Genomic DNA, 21838 nt, shown 5'->3' on the forward strand with positions numbered 1-21838 from the left:
TAGGAGCGGTAACTCACTCCAGGGATAGAGAGGAGCCGCACATCTTATGACACGAAAAGAGAGCGAAAAAGACTCGGAAAGACCACATTACTATTCCCAGTTCTGGCTCGATGTGGCAGCGGGCCGCCGTGTAATCGGTGCCCCTAAACCAGAAGATGGCGAATCTGCAGAGACTGAGTCCGAAGCCGAGGTTGAATCTGAACCTGACCCTGCCCCTCTCCGTCGCGCTCGCCAGAGCGATGCGGCAGACAGTCAGATCATTCATCCTGTAGCAGAACCAGTGCGTGCGCCTCAAGAATTCATTGAACCTGACGTCGCCGATCAGGATGACATCACCTATCAAGATGACATTGTCGCAGACGATGATATTCCTGATATGGATCTCATCACTGATGAGGACGAAGAGGCTGAGATCTTCGATGTTGATGAAGAGGCTGATGAGGATGACGAAGACGACGATATGAACTGGGGGCGAGGTCGTAAGAAGGCCAAACCTACACGCGCGACGAAGCCTGTGCCAAAAAAACCAGGTAAGCGCGATACACGTCGTGGATATTAATAGTAACCGTCCAGTAGCAGAGCACCGCTACAAAAACAAAAGCGACCGCAGCAATGCGGTCGCTTTTGTTTTTGTTTGCCGCCTTCAGCGGGGAGGGAAGAGATCTTTTAGGGGCATCCCGACGAAGGCAATGGAGTTGTTGTCCCCCACATCCCCTGCACAAAATTACACTTTATGGATATATCCCGCGCACCAGAGTGGCTTCCGCAACCCGCGAAATGGCCAGCATATTCGCGCCAAGGCGCAGATCACAATGGGAGCGTTCAGCCATCCCGGTCACTGCGTCAAAAGCCCGATTCATGATGCCTTCCAGACGGAGGGTAATCTCTTCAACGTGCCAGAAGAAACTTTGTAGATCCTGAACCCACTCAAAGTAGCTAACAGTGACACCACCGGCATTAGCAAGAATATCCGGAATAACGATGCATCCTTTTTTAAAGAGGATAGTGTCGGCTTCAGGAGTTGTCGGACCATTGGCAGCCTCAGCTATAATACGAGCCTGTACACGCTCGGCATTCTCTTCAGTAATCACCCCTTCAGTAGCGGCTGGAACCAGGATATCACAGGGTACCTCAAGTACCTCCGCACTGCCCATGCGTCGGGCAGCAGGATACGTAGCCACGGTACCATGAGCCATCTTATGGCGTTGAACCGCGGCAGGATCAAGTCCAACCTCATTGTAAATGCCCCCGGTTGTATCGCTAACAGCTACGATTTTACAGCCCTCATTGTGAAAGAGGCGGGAGGCAATAGCGCCAACATTCCCAAAGCCCTGAATGCTCACGTGAGCGCCTTGTAAAGGCATACCAGCACGATGGGCAGCCCGACGCGTGACGAAGAGAACACCATTAGCAGTGGCCTCATTGCGCCCCTCGCTTCCTCCAATAGAAAGAGGCTTGCCCGTCACGACAGCCGGAACGGAAAAGCCAGAGTGCATTGAATAGGTATCCATCATCCAGGCCATTACCTGCGAGTTGGTATTAACATCGGGGGCGGGAATATCACTGTGGGGACCAATAATGATTGAGATTTCAGTGGTAAAGCGGCGCGTCAGGCGCTCTAATTCGCCACGCGTCATATGCTTGGGATCACAGATGACGCCACCTTTGGCGCCACCATATGGGATACCAACGACCGCACATTTCCAGGTCATCCACATTGCCAGAGCCTTCACCTCATCCAGAGTCACATCTGGACTATAGCGAATGCCACCTTTGGCAGGACCGCGATTAACATTATGCTGTACGCGATATCCCGTGATAGTCTTGATACTGCCATCATCCAAACGCACCGGAAAATGAACGGTCAGTTCACGTTTCGGTGCGCGCAGAATTTGACGCATATCTTCTGAGAGGTCCAATTTATCCGCGGCAAGCTCGAATTGTTGTACGGCCATCTCATAGGCATTAAAATGTTGCATGCATGCTCCTTTGTATGCTATATGCAAACGGCACGTCATCAGCCTGTGCCCATACATCCTTGCATGCCTTGGGGAATTGCAGGGAATTATCCCTGCAATTCGTCTAATTTCTTCCTGAGAAGCGACTGAACGATATCAGCTTTCGCCTGACCGCGCGTTTGCTTCATCACTTGACCAATCAGCATTTGCACTGCATTGGTCTTGCCATTTTTATAGTCAGTAACAGCTTTCTCATTCTTTGCCACCACCTCTTCGATGATGCGCTCCAGTGTTCCCTGATCACTGATAGGAGGCTTGATGCCCTTCTTCTCAACAATCGCTTCGGGCAATTCACCGCTACTAAAAGCTTCATCCAACACATCTTTGGCCTGCTTGCCAGTAATGCGTTCTTTATCAAGCAGATCAAGCAAGTTGGCTACCGCCTTGGGTGTTAATTTTGTCTCCTGAATCGAGAGTGAGTTGGCCTTCAGCAAGCGTACCACTTCACTTAAGAGCCAGTTACTGGCGGCTTTGGCACGCGCTTTGCGATCTTTGACAGCAGAGACAGCAACAATCTGCTCAAAGTAATCACCCACTGGCTTATCCTCAGTCAGGACATTGGCATCCTGCTCGGAGAGGGCATATTCATCCTGATAGCGGACCCGGCGAGTATCAGGCAACTCAGCCAACTGAGATCGAATCTCTTCGACCCAGGTATGATCAATGATCAGGGGTGGCAAATCGGGCTCAGGGAAATAACGATAGTCATCAGCCTGCTCTTTGACACGCTGAGTCACTGTAATGCCCTTATTTTCAATCCACCCGCGCGTCTCCTGGCGAATCTTGCCGCCATTGCGCAGTACTTCAATCTGGCGCTGGGCCTCGTATTCCAGAGCGCGTTCAACCGAACGGAAACTATTCATGTTCTTGATTTCGGTCTTCACGCCCAGGGCTTGCTGACCACGGGGACGTACCGAGATATTCGCATCACAACGCAGGCTACCTTCTTCCATACGTCCGGAAGCCACGCCAATGTAGATGAGAATTTCACGCAATTTCTGCATATAGAGCCGCGCCTCTTCAGGCGAACGCATATCAGGCTCGCTCACGATTTCCATCAAGGGGGTACCAGCACGGTTCACATCAATTAACGTGTAGCCCTGATGATGGAGTGAGCGGGCGGTGTCCTCTTCCAGATGCACGCGTGTGATACCAATACGCCGCTCCTGGCCCTCATGCTGAATGTTTAAATAGCCATCATTACTTAAGGGGATATCGTATTGCGAAATCTGATATCCTTTCATCAAGTCTGGATAGTGATAGCTCTTCCGGTCAAACTTTGAATATTCGGGAATAGAACAGTTCAAAGCCAGGGCAGTCATAATCGTATACTTTACAGCTTCTTGATTAATGACAGGCAACACTCCTGGCATCCCCATACACACCGGGCACACATGGGTATTGGGAGCGGCATTTGCGTAATTCGTACTGCATGAACAAAACATTTTGCTCTTCGTCAGCAATTGCGAATGCACCTCAAGTCCGATCACGACCTCATAATCTGTATCAATCGGAGTATATGCAGTTGTCGTCATATGCGTATTCTCACTTATTTCTATTGTCTTACTATGTTTGCAGCAGAGCAGCTTTGTTTTGTCGTAAGTCTCGTCCTTTCACCGTCTTGCGTCAATGGAGAAGCGCAACCATGCTTCAGAACATCTTACGTGCGAACAATTGCGATGCCGCTGTTTATTTTAGCACACCACGGAAAACTGGTCAGCAGGCAGATTATATTTACACTTCAAAAAGAGGTCTGAGAGTATTCCTCAACAGATCGCTTGCAGAAAGAGCGAAAGAGGAGAAGAGGCATTGAGAAGGCTCATTGCCCCACATTCAAAACTGGCAATTTTGCCTGGATAAGCACGAGAATAGGACATATAGGCTACCCAAAAGCTCCAGAATTTCGCTGCTCATACGTTTGCTGATAGTGTTATAGCTTACAGTAGCAAAAACTACCACTGAAATAGATCATCACTCATTTGAGACCAGATGAGATTGCCCGGGCAATGGGATAGAGGTGCTGGATGCAGTTGCCGGGTATCCTTTGCTTCGGTCGCCTCCAGGTCAATCGGCAAGCACAACCTTGCTGTTGCAGGTCTCTATGGAATAAGGTATACTGTCCCAGGAAAGCAGTAGCATAGTTTACATCTTACAGGCGCGCAGGTAACAGCACGCATAAGAGTGGGCAGGAGAGCGTTACGTATGTCTCTAATTAATATGGCGAAACGCGAAATTAATTGTAAAATGGTCTACTATGGCATCGGTTTGTGTGGCAAAACGACGAATTTACATTATATACACCAGGCAGTCAATCCACACGATGTTGGAGAAATGGTCTCGATTGATACAGAAACAGAGCGTACTTTATATTTCGATCTGCTGCCACTCGAACTGGGTAAAGTAAATGGCTTCAATCTGCGTTTCCAACTCTATACCGTTCCAGGGCAAATCCTGTATCAACAGACACGTATCTCGGTATTAAAAGGCGCTGACTGTGTCATTTTTGTCGCTGATTCACAGGCAAGCAAATTACAAGAAAATATTGAATGCTGGAACGAGTTACAAGAGCAACTGCGCCGTATGAACAAGGATATTTCTAATTATCCGCTGGTCATGCAATGGAATAAGCGCGACCTGCAGGATACCCTCCCTGCTTCGGTGCTCGAAAAATATCTCAATCCATATCGTGTGCCGAGTTTTGAAGCGGTTGCGGTCACTGGTAAAGGGGTTATCGAGAGCTTAAAGGTTGGTATCAATTCAACTCTCCGCAAATTAGAGCGTATCTAGCTCGTCGTTCCTCTGTTTTTTCACACAAACTCATTGATACGCCAGCTGGCATTACTATACATAGCCAGCTGGCGTATTCTTATGTGCGGCTCAACTGGCCGCGAAGCACGCCGGGCACCTTCTCTTGATCAGTGGAGCGCACGGTGTTGGCGTTCTAGATGGCGGTCCAGACCTGCCATTCCTGGGATGGAGCACACAAGGTGGTGATCTGCGCATTGCGCATTTCGTTGAACTACATGCCTTACAAGTTTTGCCCTTTATTGGTTGGTTCCTCTCAGCGAAGCACTTCCCGCATCTGCGGACTGCTCATCGCGTCGCTCTGGTCTGGACTCTTTGCCTGGGGCATCGTGGGCTGGTTGTTTCACTCCTCGGGCAAGCCCTGCGAGGTCAATCCTCGATTGCTCCCGATATGCTGACCTGGTTGACCTGGGGAGGCGTCGTTAGTGCGACAGTGATTGTGGCGGCCGCAGTCGTCCTTCACGTTCGCTTGAACACTGCCCACAGCACTCGACTGGTAGCATAGGAATGGCGAGGATACACCAAAAACTTTTTACGGATTTGTTGCTCTATAAAAAATCTTCCAAAAGTACTAGCGAAGGGCCGCGGGGCGGGTAGAAACTCCTAGAGAAAGCGGTAAAACGGCTTGCCTCCTTATAGACGCTCACTGCATTAATGTGTATAATGGGCAGAGTCATAAGGTCTTCAAGTCCCTGAGCAGAACAAGGGATGATCACTTTGCTTGGGAGTTCAATTAATACAGACAAGAGTAGGAATAGTGCCACAACCCATTTTGCACTGCCGACTCTTCTATGAAGGGATTACATGGAAACGATACGTGTCATCATTATTGATGAGCAGCCACTCTTCCGTGAGGGGATCCACGCAACCCTGGAGCGAATGGGAGACTGCGAAATTGTTGGAGAGTCGACGGATGCGGCTGATGTGCTTGAGATAGCTCGTACGTGCAACCCCGATGTAGCCCTCATCGACGCAGGACTCACCACTTCCGATCCACTTGAAATTGCTCGACAGATGCGACATAGCGCACCACGTCTGGCAATTATCATTCTTACACCTTCCGAGGACGAAGAACGCTTATTTCAATCCATTAAGGTTGGTGCTGCTGCCTATACGACACGCAATATCACCGCCGAAGAATTGATGGATACAGTGCGCAAAGTCAGCCATGGTGAATATCTGATTCGTGATGATGTGCTTGCAAAACCACAACTCGCCAGCCGCGTGCTCAAATCTTTCCGCGAATTAACGGTGGAAGAAGAAGAGACGGAAAAGAAAGATGTGTATTCACCTCTTTCAGGACGCGAGGTTGAAATATTGGATTATATTGCACGTGGAAATAGTAATAAGGAAATCGCGAAGTCACTGAAAATCAGTGACCAGACGGTAAAAAATCATATTACGTCCATTCTTAAAAAATTATCTGTCAATGACCGTACGGCTGCTGTCGTTCATGCATTACGCCATGGTTGGATCAAGATGCATGAAGAGCAAGCCTGACATGTTTCACTCGCAATGCGGCATTCAGGATGTCATTCCTGATCAGGCAAGTATGACCGTACAAGTAAGTTGTATGAGCTGCGCTGATTGCTGAAAAGCTGTTAATACGTCCGTTGTAACAGAGAAAAATGAGATAGCTATTATTGGATTCCGCCATAGCTGTATAGCAAGAATAACTGGAATAAACCTCAAAACTGGCACTGCACGGGTATCACCATTAGCCACGTCTTGTGCCAGCTTTTTCATGCCCACACGGTTAAAACAATACTCCCTGTCCGAGGATTCAAAAAGACATAGAGGTCATGAGCCGTCCCTGTATCCAGTGCGACAGTTGTCTGGGCTTGAGGAATGTCTTGATAGCAGATCATCCACACCGGGACAGCTCGCAAATCTTTCGCGCCCCTGGAAGCTGCCAGATAGGTCAGTGAGACAGAAGAGAGCAGCTTCTTGTGCGCGCCTGCGGCCGCATCTGGCTCTAGCTGATCAGCCAGTTGGAGCGCCTGCGCCTGGCTCATCGTGGATGGTGGACTGATTGTATTCACAGTGATACCTGCGGCGGTTAAAGAGGCAGTGTGTAATCCTGAAACGGCGAGAGGTGATGGTGTAGCTTCTGCTCCAGCCCATTGAGAGCTTGTAGATGACACCGGGTGGTAAAAAAAAAGGAGCCAGATCAGCCAGAATAATCCTACTCCTAGCAAGATGCCGCCCCAAAATCTCCCACGACTGGAAATATGTCCAAAATCTGGCTTCCTTACCATAGGTTACGCGCCCCTTTTGATCAGTATCATTTGCGCCTCAGTATAAGACAAATAGCGCTGAAAAACAATGCGCGATGAACTTTACTGCTATTTTTTATCGTTCTTTAGAGAAAAATCGCTAGCCAGGAGAGCAATGATGAATAGATACAGAAGAGACAACTGTTTTGTTGCCCGGTTTTCTGAAAAAAGATATACTGGTACTAGGAAATTATAAAAATTGCCACATCAACATATAAAGATTGCACTTTGCCAATCAACAGCAGCAATATGCGAAAATAAGAAAGGAAGCCTACCCTCGTGAAAGTTTACGGTCGCATAACGGTCTTCCCGATTATGCCAGCACGTATTAACCGATTGTATGAATTAGCATACAATCTCTGGTGGAGCTGGCATCCTGAGGCTCGCGCACTGTATAGCTCGCTTGATCCTGAACTCTGGGAACAAGTCAGCCATAATCCAGTGCATTTTTTAAGCAGAATACAACCACAAAAACTTGGACAGGCAGCCGAAAATATTATCTATCTCAAAGAGTATGATGGTGTTATTCGGGACTTCGATCACTATATCCATCCTCGCCCTGAAGAGACCTGGTTCTCGACGACCTATCCTGAGGCTCAGGGAAAGCAGATCGCCTATTTTTCAGCGGAATTTGGATTACATGAGTCGTTGCCTATTTATTCCGGTGGCCTGGGTATTCTCTCGGGAGATCACTGCAAAGAAGCTAGCGATCTAGGTTTACCTTTTATCGGGGTTGGTTTTCTCTATCCTCAGGGATATTTTATTCAACGTGTTAACCAGGCAGGCAGACAAGAAGCATCGTATGATAAGCTCCATTTCTCAGAGGTGCCAGCTGTTCCTGCCACTGGACCAGATGGCAATGAAGTCGTGATCAGCGTCGAATTACCAGGACGCCGTATCTACGCCAAAGTCTGGAAATTACTGGTCGGTCGCATCCCTCTCTACTTGATGGATACTGATATTCCCCCTAACGCACCTGCTGATCGGGAGTTATCAGCGCGTCTGTATGGTGGGGATAATGAGATGCGCATCTCACAGGAAATCGTGCTGGGTATCGGTGGTGTACGTGCATTACGCGCTCTGGGTATCTCACCCAATGCCTGGCATCTCAATGAGGGACATGCAGCCTTCCTGAGTCTTGAGCGTTGCCGCGAACTGGTAGAGGCTGGCCTGAGCTTTAATGAAGCACGCGAAGTTGTCAAAACAAACTCGCTATTTACCACCCATACCCCAGTACCGGCGGGCAACGATACCTTTAGTTATGAGCTCATCGATACCTACTTTGGTTCCTACTGGGGCCAACTCGGGCTGAGCCGGGATCAATTTATGGAGGTTGCACGGGAAGATCATAGCTGGGGACCTAGCTACAGTATGACCATCCTGGCGCTGAAACTTACCAGACATCATAACGGTGTCAGCGCACTCCATGGAGATGTCTCACGGAAAATGTGGCAATTCCTCTGGCCGGGTCTGGATAAGGACGAGGTGCCGATTGGCTCAATTACCAATGGTGTCCATACCTTCTCCTGGATTGCGCCTGAGCTTAACGAGTTGTATGGCCGCTATCTGGATATGGATTGGGGTAAGTATGTCGATGACCAGGAGTTCTGGGATACACATATCCAGAATATTCCTGATCAGGAATTATGGTCAGCTCACTTCAAGCGTAAAGAGGCTCTGGTTGGCTATGCAACACGCAATTTGAAGAAGCAGCATCTACGTCTGGGCGAAGGCGATCGTCAGTTAGCCGAATTCGAAAACATGCTCAATCCTAAAGCTCTGATTATCGGCTTTGCGCGCCGCTTCGCCACCTATAAGCGCGCCACGTTGATCTTCCGCAATCTCGAACGCTTGCGCCACATCCTGAATGATCCAAAACGCCCGGTACAGATTGTATTCGCGGGCAAAGCACATCCAGCCGATGAGCCCGGCAAAGCACTGATCGAATACATCTACAAAATGTCGCGTAGTGACGAATTCAAGGGCAAGATCATCTTCCTCGAAAACTATGATATTGATATGGCACGCTATCTGGTTTCAGGTACTGATGTCTGGCTCAATAATCCTGTGCGTCCTTATGAGGCCAGCGGTACCAGCGGTCAGAAGGCCGCCCTGAATGGTCAACCCAACTGTAGTATTCTGGATGGCTGGTGGGCAGAGGGCTACAATGGTAAGAATGGCTGGGCCATTGGTCAAGAACGCGACTATCATGATCCAGAAATTCAGGCCGAAGATGATAGCAATTCCCTCTATGAAATCCTGGAGCAGGAGATTATTCCGACCTTCTTTGACCAGGATGCAGAGGGCGTCTCACACAAATGGGTCAACTATATGAAAGAAGCCATTCGAACTTGCGCACCAGAGTTTAGTATGCGACGGATGGTCAAGGATTATACGAATACCTACTATGTGCCGGAAATTCGCCGCAGTATCCAGGTAGTTGAAAACCATTATGAACAGGAGCGTCAGCTTGCAGCCTGGAAGGAGCGTGTCTATCGCGCCTGGGACAAGCTTGAACTCTATGTGGATGGTCGTCGTGCGGGTCAGTTAAGCATCGGAGAAGGCTTTGAGGTGCGTGCCTGGGTACGGGCCAACAATTTGCGTCCCAAAGATATCTGCGTCGAACTGGTCTATGGAGAGACAAATGATGAGCTTGCGATCCCACGCCATACTCTGCCGATGAGCTATATCAAAACCGAAAATGATGGCTCATATCGCTATGATATCGAAATGAAACCAGACAAGAGTGGTAGCCTCGCCTACAATATTCGCGTCATTCCCTCTCATCCCTCCTTAACAGAGAAATACGAGCTAGGATTGATCCGCTGGGCATAAGATAAGCCTGACCCAAACAAGACACAAGCCACCCTTTTCTCAAGTGGAAAAGGGTGGCTTGTGTCTTGTTTGGGTCAGGCTGCCGTTCCCATGAAGATGTTTTTGAATAGTGAACGGGCACCAGTGGTTGTTTCAAGGAGTGAGAAAGCATTGCCATCTGGATCAAGAAAGAGCGCTTCCATGCCATAGAGATGCCTGGTGGGAGAGCTTAAAAAAGTAACGCCACAATCCAATAGATGCGCATATGTTTCCGCACAATCATGGGTCACAAAAACCGAGGACAGTGTATGACTACGCTGCTCACGCAATGAGCGAAGATAAGCCTCACCATAAAAAGAAACATCAGGTACAGCGAGGGCAAGCTCTGGTCTGCTTTGTCCCTGGAAGGCTACCGTCAACAAGCGTCGTCCAGGGCTGAAGGTGATATCATTTCGTTTCTCAAGCCCAAGGATACAGCTATAAAAGTGCAATGCTTCTTCCTGGTTTTCGACCAGAACAGATATAAGTGCGTGTGGTGCAATTAGCCTCATGGTTCCCTTGCAATCTCTCTTATAGTGTTTGATTCCCACTCTCATCGGGATCTTGCTGCTCACCTGCTGGCAGGCGCGTGCGCGCCTGCGCCCTTTTTATTGTATGGTGCTGTAAATGTGCATGGCACATTTACAGCACCATACAATAAAAATTGGTTTGAGCACCATCGGTGCGAAAACTCATGCGCCAGGATGGCGAAGGCCATGGGAATCAAACACTTTGTTAGATGGATAAGAAAACAACAATTCTTTTCTACAATGCTATTCTTTTTGTCTCCTGCTTATTATATAAAACATTTGTTCTAATTGCAAACGATTGATAAATTTTTATAAAATAGAGCCTGTAGACAGCGCGTTCGCACCAGAGCACAGTTGATATGCTATGATAGCAAGAGAATAAGCAAGTATAAATTTATAATGGAGCAAAGATGAAACTGCAAGGATTCGGTGTTATCCCTCTGGCTGCGGAATGGTCGGAAACAGCCACGATTGATCTCCTCGAATCAGCCCGGCCTCAGGCCAGTTTTACCACAGTAGCTGCCTTCATCTCCTGGATCAAACAAAATGTTGAGCCTTCTACAACTGCCTGAGCGTAGCTGTAGAGACAATCAACCTGCTATCGCAAAAGCCCGGCCTCAGTGGTTGACGCACATCTCTGTTGTCCAGCATGATTGCATTGAGTCTCATGACACTTTTCAATACAGTAATGGCCGCAATCAACCGTGAAAGTTTTGCAATTGGAACAGGATATGCATACAATAAACAAGTATCGACAACATTTGTTATGACCAGAGTGTAAGGAAGGAGTATTATCCTTGAAGGCAGTACAATTTACCAGTTATGGTGAACCTGAAGTACTACAACTACGCGAAGTAGCAGATCCTGTTCCCACGCCGCATGATGTGCTGATAGAAGTAAAGGCCACAACAGTTAATCATCTGGATCTATTTCAGCGCGCTGGTAGTCGTCCCGTTGGACAGCTTCCTTTTACACCGGGATTGGAAGCAGCCGGTGTAGTCATAGAGGATAGCAACGGTTTTCGGGCAGGTGAACATGTCCTGACGACACGGGCCACGAAGGACACAGGGAGTGGAGGGTACGCGAGTAAGCTTGCGGTGCCTGCCGCCCATCTCGCGCGCATTCCTGCCGGAGTCAGCTTCGCTGAGGCTGTCGCAGCTGGACTGGCGGCCTCAACTGCCTGGGGTAGCCTGTTTGATCTTGGACACCTCAAAGCAGGTGAGCGAGCCCTGATCTGGGCGGGTTCCAGTGGTGTAGGTTCGATCGCTATTCAGCTGGCAAAACAGGCGGGCGCATGGGTAGCAACAACCGCCAGTAGCGAGGAACGAGCCGCAACCTTGAAAAAAATTGGTGCGGATCTGGTCATCAATCCTCGCACACAAAACGTGGAGGAAGCATTACAGGCCGTTGGTGGCGCACACCTTGTGATTGAACTGGTCGGTACCAGCCTGCAAACAAGTCTGAGCGCGGCTACCGTGGATGGACGTATTATTCTGATTGGCAACCTGGGCGGCAAAGAGGCAACCATAGATACTCAGGCCTGGCGCCTCAAACGGCTTCAAGTTATCGGCGGTGGTCAGCTTCAGACGTCTATAGCCAATGAAGAAAAGTATCTACAACTGATTGCGAAAAAAAACGTGATTCCTTTGATTGCTCGGATACTGCCTATTGAACAGGCGGCGGAAGCCCACCGCTTGCTAGAATCAGGTGAACCACAGGGAAAATTAATACTTACCTACGCAGAATAACGTGTATAATCAACACATGTCCCACATTCAATGATATTCCCACTGTGGGCAGCATCTGAACTATATAAACGTGCGCTAAAAAGGGAGTAACCCGGGCACGTTAATCGATAAGGAGAAGTAATCCATGCCAAGTCAAGTCAGTAGTAAACAGATCTTGTTTACACGTGGAGTGCCCGCCGTTGAGGCTCTACCGAATAAGTTGCTCAGCGAATGCATGCAGGCCGTCCTGGAAGGACCGGATGCGAAAGGTATTCTGCAATATGGGCATAATGGAGGTTATTTGCCGCTCCGTCAACTCATTAGCGAACAATACCATGTGTCCCCGGATCAGGTACTGGTAGGCAATGGCTCCCTCCATTTACAGGATATCCTTGCAGGCTTTCTGGTCAAACCGGGGGATGTGGTCTTTGTTGAGCAACCCAGTTATGATCGCGCCATCAAGACCTTCCGCCGCCGTGGAGCAAAGGTGATTGGCATACCACTTGATCTGGATGGGATCAATCTGACGGCCCTGGAAGAGTCCATCGCTGAAAAAAAACCAGTATTTCTGTATGTTATCCCCGATTTCCAGAATCCTGCTGGTGTCACAACATCAGCAAAAAAACGTCAGGCCCTGGTAGATTTAGCTGAGCGTTATGATTTCTGGTTGGTTGAAGATGTGCCCTACCGCACATTGCGCTATGCAGGTGAGTCATTACCATTGTTGCGTGACTTGAATTCTGAGCGTGTGGTAACGGTCAGCTCTTATAGCAAGCTGATCAGTCCAGCCATTCGCGTAGGCTATCTAGTTGGTCCACTGGCACTGGTCAAACAGCTGACCAAACTGGCAGAAGAGACGATCCTGGCTCCTGTGCTACCCACGCAGGCAGCAGTGGTCGAATTTCATCGTCGGGGCTTCTTTGAAACCAACCTGAACAATCTTAAGCAACTCTATGCTCCACGCCTGCAAGCCGTTGTACAGGCCGTCAAGACCTATCTGCCAGAAGTTCCTTTTGCCGAGCCAGAGGGCGGCTTCTTTGTCAGTATCACCCTTCCCCAGAGCTATCACACTGCTGATTTGCTCGCACGGGCAAAGCAGGCAGGACTGCTCCTGACCGATGGAAGAGATTTCTTCGCCGATCCCTATGCACCAACCGTTGATGCCACGCAGGGTGAACGCTTTGTGCGTCTTCCATTCTGTGCGCTCACACCCGAACAATTGGAAGCAGGAGTCCAGCGCCTGGCAAACCTGGTGTGCAAATAATACTATCCTGCTTATCATCTGTTTATGGACTGGTAGCTTATGATACCAGTCCATTGCCTATCCAGGCCAGCATTGCATCTTTCCCTCCGGACACCCTGCTTTTCTTCACAGCTGACCCCCACAGCTCTCCTTAGTAAACAATAAAGAGCAAATTATCGCTATCTTTTTCAAGGCATGCCTTTTTTTCATGCTTACTATAACTTGAAAGAATGAGAAAACTATAGTAATGTATTTATGATATAGTTGATCAACAAAGTTACTCTGTAGATGGATACCGTCAGGCCAAAGATAAAGGAAGAGCATAATATGACAGTCTTTGATTATCCGCCCTCGATTGAGATTCGGCAGGCGACAACACCATATTTCATTGCCCCTCCGATTGATACGACCCGCTACCACAATATTATGGGACATTTTGCGACAGGGGTCGCCGTGATTACCACGAGTCATCGAGGGAAGCCAATTGGCTTTACAGCACATTCTTTCTGCTCAATATCAGCCGAGCCAGCACTCATCTCGTTCTGTGCTAAAGATACTGCTACCATCTGGCCCCTGATAGAAGCGGCCGGTACCTTTTGTGTAAATATCCTCTCCGAGAAACAAAAAAATATGAGTGAGGTGTTTTCCCGGCAGGGTGGGGTACGGTTTCAGACCACAGAATATAGTCAGGCAACATCGGGAGCGCCCATTTTACCAGGAGGGCTGGCCTGGATTGAATGCAATACGGTCGCCTTCTATCCAGCCGGGGATCAATTGATTGTGCTGGGACGCGTCCATAGTATGGAAATGCAGTCCACTGGCAAGCCACTTGTAGCATATCGAGGAACATATGGTACGTTTGAAGAGCAATAGTCGCCTTCAAACGTACCATATTGGTCGGCAGGAGGAGCAAGTCTTTACGGCTTTATTCCCGTTTGAATACTCTTATCTGTACGAATAAAAAGGCCCATATCGTAAGTGCCATCGGTACTACCAAAAGCTTTACGCTGCCACCACCACTGCCAGATGTTGTTGATGGCACGACCAAGATCAAATTTTGCGCCCACAGGTGGATTGTCACCATAACTCAACCAGAGCCATGGTCCCACGCCCACATAAGGCTGGCTCTCTGTACAGGGATGGCTTTTTGAAGGCTGACAGGCCGGTGGCATATATCCCTGATCCCATTGTGTACGCATATGGTACTGATGGAACAGGTATGCTTGGCTCTTTTGATATTGCATCGAAGTCATGGCATCACCACTCGCGATCACAACCGGATAATCCTGCGCTGTTGCTGAACAACCATCGGGATAGTTGAAGCAGACATTGGTATAATCACGCACATACCAGGCAAACGGCCAGGTAGCATCACTGGTAATACCAAGCGGAATAGTATGCTTACCACCATACAAGCTATTATCCAACGCCGCAACCTTATCCATCACGGTATTGATGTCAGTAGCCGTCTGCACATAAATCATCATCTCATGTGGAGCATCGGCATAATGGACAAAAGTGACCTGAAACATATTCTGCAAGGTTGGAATCAGCAATAACAATGCCAGAGCGATAGTAGCGATAGAAGCACCAAGCTCATAAGAACGACGGCGGCGCGGTTGAGAGATTGTGACAGGCACAGGCTGGATATCCTGCGTATGAGCGACTTCAGGAGTCTCATTCTCTGCCTCAGGGGCTTCATCCTCAACAGGAGAGGCAACCTCAGCGTCAGACGTTGCCAGCGGCTCAACTGCCAAAGCAACATGTCCTCGACGCGCCTTAATCGCCTGCCACACTGTCTGTATCACAGATTCCAAAGCAATAGCCGCCAGGATCATCATAGGCATGGTCATGTGGATCATCAACCAGGGCATCTTCTCACCGGCCCAGGTATAGATAAAGACATTCCCAATAAACCAATAGACCAGAAACAAATGGAAACGCGTTGGACGTACCAGACAGCGTATCAGCCCCACGATGCCAAAGACAACACCAATCTGCTCATAGAGAGGGATCAGCAGGAAGTAGTAATACCAGGGCTGGCCGCCACGCGCAACCTGCTGCTGCTGCACCCAATAGTATAATCCTTGCCAGATGCCATCCCCAATGCCTCCCGACACATTGGTAAACAATACTGTAAACAACACAATAAAAACAAACCAGCTCACGACCAGCGCAAAGAACCAATGGGTCCAATGCATCGTCAGGATAGCATCGAGGACCGGCTGTTTTTTGCGCTCAACGTGACGGGCAAGCCCACGGAGACCACTGGACGCATGCCCAAACTGTTCACGAATCAAGAACACAAACACAACCACAGCCAGAGCCATCCCCAGCCAGGGAATAACCGCTTCAGTTGTCGTCTTCAAATGTGACACATAGGTATCGGTCAGATTCTGATTAGCCTTAGATGCCGCAATAAAAACAGCTAACTGCTTCAACTTATCCAGGAGAATTTTGGCTATGATCCCAATCACAATGAAGTAGACCAACACTGTATAGGGAGCAGCCGTCTTTGGGAGGAAACGCCGCCAACCAGTAGCCTCTTGCTCAGCGGTGGGCAAAGACCAGTGCAAACCTACCTCCCATGCCACGAGAGCGCCAAGGAAACTGCCAAAGACACCTATCGTCAGGAAGGTGGCCTCTTTGGTGGCATAGGAAAGAGTGAAAGAGACAGCGGCCAGCAATAACCACCAGGCATTGCGACTGCGCATATAGCGGGCAGTCGCAACCACCAGCATTAAGGTGAAGCAGGCCATATAAATATCTTCGCGGGCAAAGCGGGAATAATACACCATGCTGGGCGAAATAGCCAGTAAGAAACAGGCCACCCAGGCACCTATTTTGCCAATATAATCCCGCAGGAAGAAAGGCAAGCCGACGATAACCGTTCCCAGGGTTGCGGCTGCGATACGTACTGTCGTCGTATTGATGCCATGATCGGGGGCACGCAATATCTGGCTGATCCAATAGATGAATGCGATAATATGGAACTGAAAGGGTCCGTGGGTTAACGGATCATAACGATAACAAGAAGCTGCTGCGTTCTGGGCACAGGTATACCAATTCTCTACATTATTATGCAAGAGTACCAGTGAAAAATAGGCATGGAGGCTTTCATCATGATGCAAAGGTTTATCGCCCAATCCCCAAAAACGCAAGATAGCCCCTAACAGAATAACGCCCCAAAAGGCGATGCCTGTCCAGAGTTGCGCACGTGTAGGCGGCCAGAAACGCCGCCGCTGTAGCCCTTCATCCTTTGGAATATCAACTTCATCATGCAGTTCCACAGCGGTCGACAGCGACTCATCATCGTTCGCGGAGACATGGTCAGTGGTGGTGAGCGTTTCATGTTCACCACCACTGACTACACTGTCCGCAGAAACCAGACCATCAGAAGCACTGTGCTCGTCTTTTGGTTTGTTTTCATAGCTCTTCAAAACATCATTCTCCTATGGGTTTACTCCCCAATCACTGCGAATAAAAAATCCCATATCAGTCGCGCCACCAATACCACCAATTGGCTTCCGTTGCCACCACCAGTTCCACACGTTGCCCGCGGCCAGCAATGGATTAAATCGCGCATCCGGGGGAGGATTATCGCCATAACTTAGCCAGAGTAACGGGCCTACGCCTCCCCAGGTAGGCTTTCCCTGACAGGTATCCGTAGCAGTAGGAACACAGGGATGGGGTTTATAGCCTTCATCCCACCAACTCCGTAGCGCATAGTGATGATACAAATAATGGATCGGCTTGCTTGTATCGCTATTTGTATGGCGGCTGGTATTGACGGCAACTGGCACATTACCCGTATTGCTACCCGCGGACACAATTACATCTGGAGTCGCATTGGCACATCCCGTAGGGAAACCATAACAGACATTTGTATAATCGCGCAAGTACCAATAAAAAGGCCAGGAAGCATCTGACATAATCCCAATTGTCAATTTATGCCGACCCTGATAATGCTCCTGATCCAGCAGGTCAATTTTACTCATCACCTTATGCACATCTGGCGTAGTTTGCACATAAACCATCATTTCGTGCGGACCATCGGCATAATGAACATAGGTGACCTGAAACATATTTTGTAACGTGATTATCAGTAATAAAAACGCAGCAATGGCGCCGAAAATTGCCATGGCTGGTACTTTCTTTTCCTTTCCTGATTGTACCTTATTCTTATCGTTTTCCGTACGAATTAGCCAGTTTTTTATCAACATGACTATGCCATCCAGCACAGGTTCTAGCCCAATTGCCGCCAGCAAGAGCATTGGCATAACCATATGGATCATCAACCAGGGCATTTTCTCGCCCGCCCATGAATAGATGCCAACCGTTCCCAGAAACCAGTAGACAAGAAAAAGGCGAAAGCGTGTAGGCTGCTGCAGGCTACGCACGATACCAATGATACCAAAGATCAGACCGATTTGCTCATAAAATGGGATCAGTAAGCAATAATAATACCAGGGCTGACTACCACGAGCGACCTGCTGCTGCTGAAGCCAATAATAGAGTCCCTGCCAGATACCATCCCCGATACCAGTATGAAAATTAGTGAACAGGACCGAGAAGAGCAGCGTAAAGATGAATGAACCCAACAAGAGGCCCGCAAACCCATGCGCCCAGGGCATTGTTAAAAGAGTATGTAAAACCGGCTGGATACGTGGATCGATATGCTTTGTCAGAGTTCTTTGCCTGCTTACTGATTTTTTATACCATCGCTCCCATCCCCAGCGTGTTAACAGAAAGATGCCGATCAGCAGTCCCAAGCAGGGCAACAGCGTAACAGTTTGCTCTTTCAGATTTTTTATAAATGCATCGGCAACAGCGGTGTTATTGGTAATATAGATGGAAGTTTCCTTCATCCAACCAAAAAACCATTTTGCCACTGGTGCACAGATAATCAATAGAGCGAGAAGAGTGAGCGGAGCCGCCAGTTCAGGAGCATAGCGCCTCAACGTTGATTGAGGATGCATCTGAGCGCGAACAGGAATCTTACAACCTATCTCCCAGGCCATTAATGCCACGAGAAAACTTCCGAAGACAGCAATACTAAGAAATGTTGCTTCTTTCGTTGCATAGGATAGCACAAATGCGACTGATCCACTCACAAACCAGCACCCTTTACGATCACGGATATAGCGTCCCGCCGCCACAACCAGCAACAGCGTAAAGCAAGCCATATAGATATCTTCGCGCGCAAAACGTGAGAAATAGACCATCGATGGTGAAACCGCCAGTAAACAGCAAGCCACCATGGCATTACGCCGTCCGCCCAGGTAATCGCGTAAAAAATAGGGTAAACCCACAATCGCTGAACCGAGCGTCGCAGCAGCAATACGCACCGTCGTTGTATTTACGCCATGAGTCGGTACGCCCAACAATTGACTTATTTTATAGATCAGGGCAATCATGTGGAACTGGAAAGGGCCATGCAAAAGAGGATCGTAATGATAGCAAGTTATCTCTTGATCGAAGCAGCTTTTCCATTGTTCCATATTATGCATTAATTGCAAAGAGAAATACGCATGTAAGCTCTCATCGTGATGCAAGGGCTTATCACCCAGACCCAGAAAACGCACTAGCGCACCCAATAAAACAATGCTTACAAAAGGCAACCACAGCCTGCATTGCTCTCGTGCGGACAATCGCAGATAACTACTCCGACGCTGTTCATTCTCCTGAACATTTGAGACAAAGGGTTCCACATGAATCACATCCACAACATATTTTGTACTGCTATTCTTTTTCATTGTTACTATTCCCTCCAATCATCCACCCATGCCAAATCGAGATAACTTCCAGGCTTGCGTATCAAATACCGTATACCCGACCCTGCAACTAACGCCCACCTCGGAAATAATTCAAGCAGATACTCTCTCTACCGTTGCAACTACGATAAGAACACACGGATAACACCCTCCTGACAACCATCATGGGAAGAGCACGCTCGGGTAGCAGGCCAGGAGAAGAAAAAGAAAAAGAGGAGTAATCCCCTAAAAGCACTTCTATAACTTATAGAGCTGTTTTATTTTATCCGTCATTCTACTGCTTCAAGAATACCGTATTCAGGTATATAATACACACGATCACAAACGAGATAATTCTATAAGAAATGTAAATAACAACAAAGCATGTTGGCCTCTATCCTTCCGGGGGATTGAGAGGAGGGGGAGTTTGCGAGGACTGTCATGCCCCCGGCATGCCTGCCATCGCGCTCCGTCATGGGCTGCCGCCCCTGCACCCCGCTTTCACCCGCAAGGACGGAGAGCCGAAATGTAAATAACAACAAAGTATGTTTCGTAGTAACGCTGTTAAAGAAGTACTGGAGCACTATTGTGCAGGTACGTGAATACCATCCAATAATTTAGCAACCAGTTGCAGAGTGGTGTAATGGGTATGGGTATCGCGGACAAAAATGCGCGCAGTTGGATGATCAAAAACCGAATAACTCTCATCAGCATTACTATCATCCAGGGTAATCCCAAAGAGATGGGGATGATTGCTAAAGGTTGCCGCCAGATGAAAACCCAACTGACCACTGAAGAGTAACTGATAGTATCGCGTTGTCAGAGGATAACGGGCCGGAGAACGGGGAATTGATTTATCGAGACGATCAGTAGGCATCGTAATTACATTCACTTGCGTCAGGAACGTAGCCAGCTTTTGGGCCTTGGCCTGGGTATCGTCTCCATAGAGATCGAGCCCCGTGGCAGGCTGACCAGAGGCGTCCAGATACGTTTGCTGGATATATTCGCCAGGATTATGGTTGCCAACCGTCACTGGTAGTGCATCATCCCATTGTTCGTATGTCAGAATACTACCACGCGGGATGTGTTGATAGATCCAATTAGATGCCTGGATACGGGTATTGGGTGTACTATACACGTTTAACAAAGCCAGTCCCTGGAACATAGTGCCACCAAGCACGACAAGCAACAAACCAATGCGCAGCAAGGGAGTAATCCAATCCAGACTGGATAGATAATTCTGCCTACTCCAACGTATCTTATGTAGCATCACAACCAGAAAGGAAGCCGCAACCACAACCAGAAAAGGATAGAGAGGCAACATGTAGCGCATAAATTTAACAAAAAAGCTTCCCACAATAGCCCCATAGACAACGATCCAGGAAAAGATGATTAACCAGGGACTAAAGATATTCCGGCAGAGCATCCAGAATAACCAGCAGAGACCAACGAATGATGTGATACCCAGCATCACTCCCAGGCCCCACAAAATGATATTCTGGCCCTGATAGAGGAAGGAAATCGTACCCACAAATTGACGCACATATGGAAGGTCTAATCCACCACGTGCCAGACTTCCCTGCTCGGACACTTGCTGGATAAAATTACTCATATCAAGCAATGCATAGGGCTGTGTCACAAAAAAAAGCAGAATTGTCAGTGCAGCCATCCAGCATAACACCACCGCAATTTCTAATACCTCTTTTCGCTGATACCAGCGTAAACCGACAGCTATCAGTAATGGGGCCACCAGAGGCGCAGCACTAATCTTTGTCGCCATAGCTAATCCATAGGCCAGACCAGCCAAAGCGGCCCAACGCAACGGTTTCTCAGTATCCACCAGTATCACACAGGCCAGTATAGTAAGGGTCACAAAGAACACCAGCAAAGTGTCTACTGTATAAAAATGGGAGAGCTGCAGATCCAGCGGTGCAAAGGTCATCAAAGCTGTGGCGAACAACTTCACACCCCATGCATAAGACTGGAGCTGCTTTGTCTTGTTTGCCAGTACGCCTCCCAGACAACCAGTCAGAAAGACAGTGCCAGTATCAAAAAGTGCTGAAACAACCCTTCCGATCAATGTCAAAGGCACAAAATTTGTAGCCACATGGAGATCTAAGCGCAGGAGATATCCCAACAGCGCTAAAAAGTAGATAGGGAACGAGCCATAAGCAAAAAACTGAGGATTTAATGGAGAGGTGGCAGGATTAACAAATTGCGCCCAACTGGTGGGCCAGGAGAGGGCCGTCACATGAAACAAAATTTCTCGCTCATCGGGATGAAAATTCTGACCAGCATCCCAATTTAAACCATAGACACGCAGGCCAAAACTCAGACACACAAGACCTAACAAGATCCAATTTTGCCAGCGAATAGTACGCTTCACACGTTCCCTTTCTCTATAAAAAATGGAAAGAACTCCCATCAGAACAATTCCACCCTCCTATACTCAACTACTCAACTTCAGTATAGGGAATTGCATGTCGTCGGTCAAGTGGCAAAATACATCTGGGTGCGCGTCATTTTTTTGCGGGAGGCTTGGCAGGAGAAAAGAAAGATGATACACTGGAAGCAGTAAAGAGTGGAGGATGAGATGGAAGAAGCAATGGACAAAGAATGGCGCGATTTAAGCG

General features: G+C 48.4%; 16 protein-coding genes. 9 read left to right on the forward strand and 7 right to left on the reverse strand.

What is annotated here, in order from left to right:
- Positions 1-46: 46 nt before the first annotated feature.
- Positions 47-559 (forward strand): hypothetical protein, encoded by a 513-nt coding sequence (locus F1593_RS09110; protein WP_149401244.1) that lies wholly within the window; start codon positions 47-49, stop codon positions 557-559.
- A gap of 172 nt (positions 560-731) precedes the next feature.
- Here F1593_RS09110 and F1593_RS09115 read toward each other — a convergent pair whose 3' ends face one another.
- Together F1593_RS09115 and gatB are read right to left on the reverse strand one after the other, a co-directional pair.
- A complete protein-coding gene (locus F1593_RS09115) occupies positions 732-1979 on the reverse strand; it encodes a Glu/Leu/Phe/Val family dehydrogenase (protein ID WP_149401245.1) in 1248 nt (415 codons plus the stop codon).
- Between the two features lie 86 nt (positions 1980-2065).
- Entirely contained in the window at positions 2066-3553 is a 1488-nt protein-coding gene (gene gatB / locus F1593_RS09120) for an Asp-tRNA(Asn)/Glu-tRNA(Gln) amidotransferase subunit GatB (RefSeq protein WP_172631979.1), read from the reverse strand.
- A gap of 667 nt (positions 3554-4220) precedes the next feature.
- Here gatB and F1593_RS09125 point away from each other — a divergent pair.
- From F1593_RS09125 to F1593_RS09135, 3 genes are all read left to right on the forward strand, one after another.
- On the forward strand, positions 4221-4805 hold the full coding sequence (locus tag F1593_RS09125; RefSeq protein ID WP_149401246.1) for a GTP-binding protein: 585 nt from the start codon (positions 4221-4223) through the stop codon (positions 4803-4805).
- 124 nt (positions 4806-4929) lie between these two features.
- Positions 4930-5328, forward strand: coding sequence for a hypothetical protein (locus F1593_RS09130; RefSeq protein ID WP_149401247.1), 399 nt, complete (start codon positions 4930-4932; stop codon positions 5326-5328).
- Positions 5329-5627: 299 nt separating this feature from the next.
- On the forward strand, positions 5628-6323 hold the full coding sequence (locus F1593_RS09135; protein ID WP_149401248.1) for a response regulator transcription factor: 696 nt from the start codon (positions 5628-5630) through the stop codon (positions 6321-6323).
- A gap of 242 nt (positions 6324-6565) precedes the next feature.
- Here the strand turns inward: F1593_RS09135 and F1593_RS09140 are convergent, their stop codons facing one another.
- Complete coding sequence (locus tag F1593_RS09140) at positions 6566-7081, reverse strand: hypothetical protein (RefSeq protein WP_149401249.1); 516 nt, start codon at positions 7079-7081, stop codon at positions 6566-6568.
- Positions 7082-7378: 297 nt separating this feature from the next.
- On the opposite strand from F1593_RS09140, the gene glgP reads away from it, so the two are divergent.
- Positions 7379-9934 (forward strand): alpha-glucan family phosphorylase, encoded by a 2556-nt coding sequence (gene glgP, locus F1593_RS09145; protein WP_216368824.1) that lies wholly within the window; start codon positions 7379-7381, stop codon positions 9932-9934.
- A 74-nt stretch (positions 9935-10008) separates the two neighbouring features.
- On the opposite strand, the gene F1593_RS09150 is transcribed toward glgP, so the two are convergent.
- Entirely contained in the window at positions 10009-10464 is a 456-nt protein-coding gene (locus F1593_RS09150; protein WP_172631980.1) for a VOC family protein, read from the reverse strand.
- A gap of 428 nt (positions 10465-10892) precedes the next feature.
- On the opposite strand from F1593_RS09150, the gene F1593_RS28250 reads away from it, so the two are divergent.
- The 4 genes from F1593_RS28250 (at position 10893) to F1593_RS09165 (ending at position 14325) form a co-directional block, all read left to right on the forward strand.
- The gene (locus F1593_RS28250) at positions 10893-11054 is read left to right on the forward strand and encodes a hypothetical protein (RefSeq protein ID WP_172631981.1); all 162 of its coding nucleotides are present in this window, start codon (positions 10893-10895) and stop codon (positions 11052-11054) included.
- 225 nt (positions 11055-11279) lie between these two features.
- A complete protein-coding gene (locus F1593_RS09155; protein ID WP_149401251.1) occupies positions 11280-12230 on the forward strand; it encodes a quinone oxidoreductase family protein in 951 nt (316 codons plus the stop codon).
- A 124-nt stretch (positions 12231-12354) separates the two neighbouring features.
- Positions 12355-13473, forward strand: a complete 1119-nt coding sequence (locus F1593_RS09160) for an aminotransferase-like domain-containing protein (RefSeq protein WP_149401252.1) — start codon at positions 12355-12357, stop codon at positions 13471-13473.
- 306 nt (positions 13474-13779) lie between these two features.
- A complete protein-coding gene (locus F1593_RS09165; protein ID WP_172631982.1) occupies positions 13780-14325 on the forward strand; it encodes a flavin reductase family protein in 546 nt (181 codons plus the stop codon).
- Positions 14326-14369: 44 nt separating this feature from the next.
- Here the strand turns inward: F1593_RS09165 and F1593_RS09170 are convergent, their stop codons facing one another.
- The 3 genes from F1593_RS09170 to F1593_RS09180 all read right to left on the reverse strand — a co-directional run bounded on the left by F1593_RS09170 (position 14370) and on the right by F1593_RS09180 (position 21591).
- A complete protein-coding gene (locus tag F1593_RS09170; protein WP_149401254.1) occupies positions 14370-16892 on the reverse strand; it encodes a flippase activity-associated protein Agl23 in 2523 nt (840 codons plus the stop codon).
- A gap of 12 nt (positions 16893-16904) precedes the next feature.
- A complete protein-coding gene (locus F1593_RS09175) occupies positions 16905-19208 on the reverse strand; it encodes a flippase activity-associated protein Agl23 (protein WP_149401255.1) in 2304 nt (767 codons plus the stop codon).
- A 580-nt stretch (positions 19209-19788) separates the two neighbouring features.
- Positions 19789-21591: a glycosyltransferase family 39 protein gene (locus F1593_RS09180; protein ID WP_172631983.1), complete on the reverse strand. Its 1803-nt coding sequence runs from the start codon at positions 21589-21591 to the stop codon at positions 19789-19791.
- Positions 21592-21838 lie beyond the last annotated feature (247 nt).

This window comes from Dictyobacter arantiisoli, assembly GCF_008326305.1.
Taxonomy (GTDB): Bacteria; Chloroflexota; Ktedonobacteria; order Ktedonobacterales; family Ktedonobacteraceae; genus Dictyobacter; species Dictyobacter arantiisoli.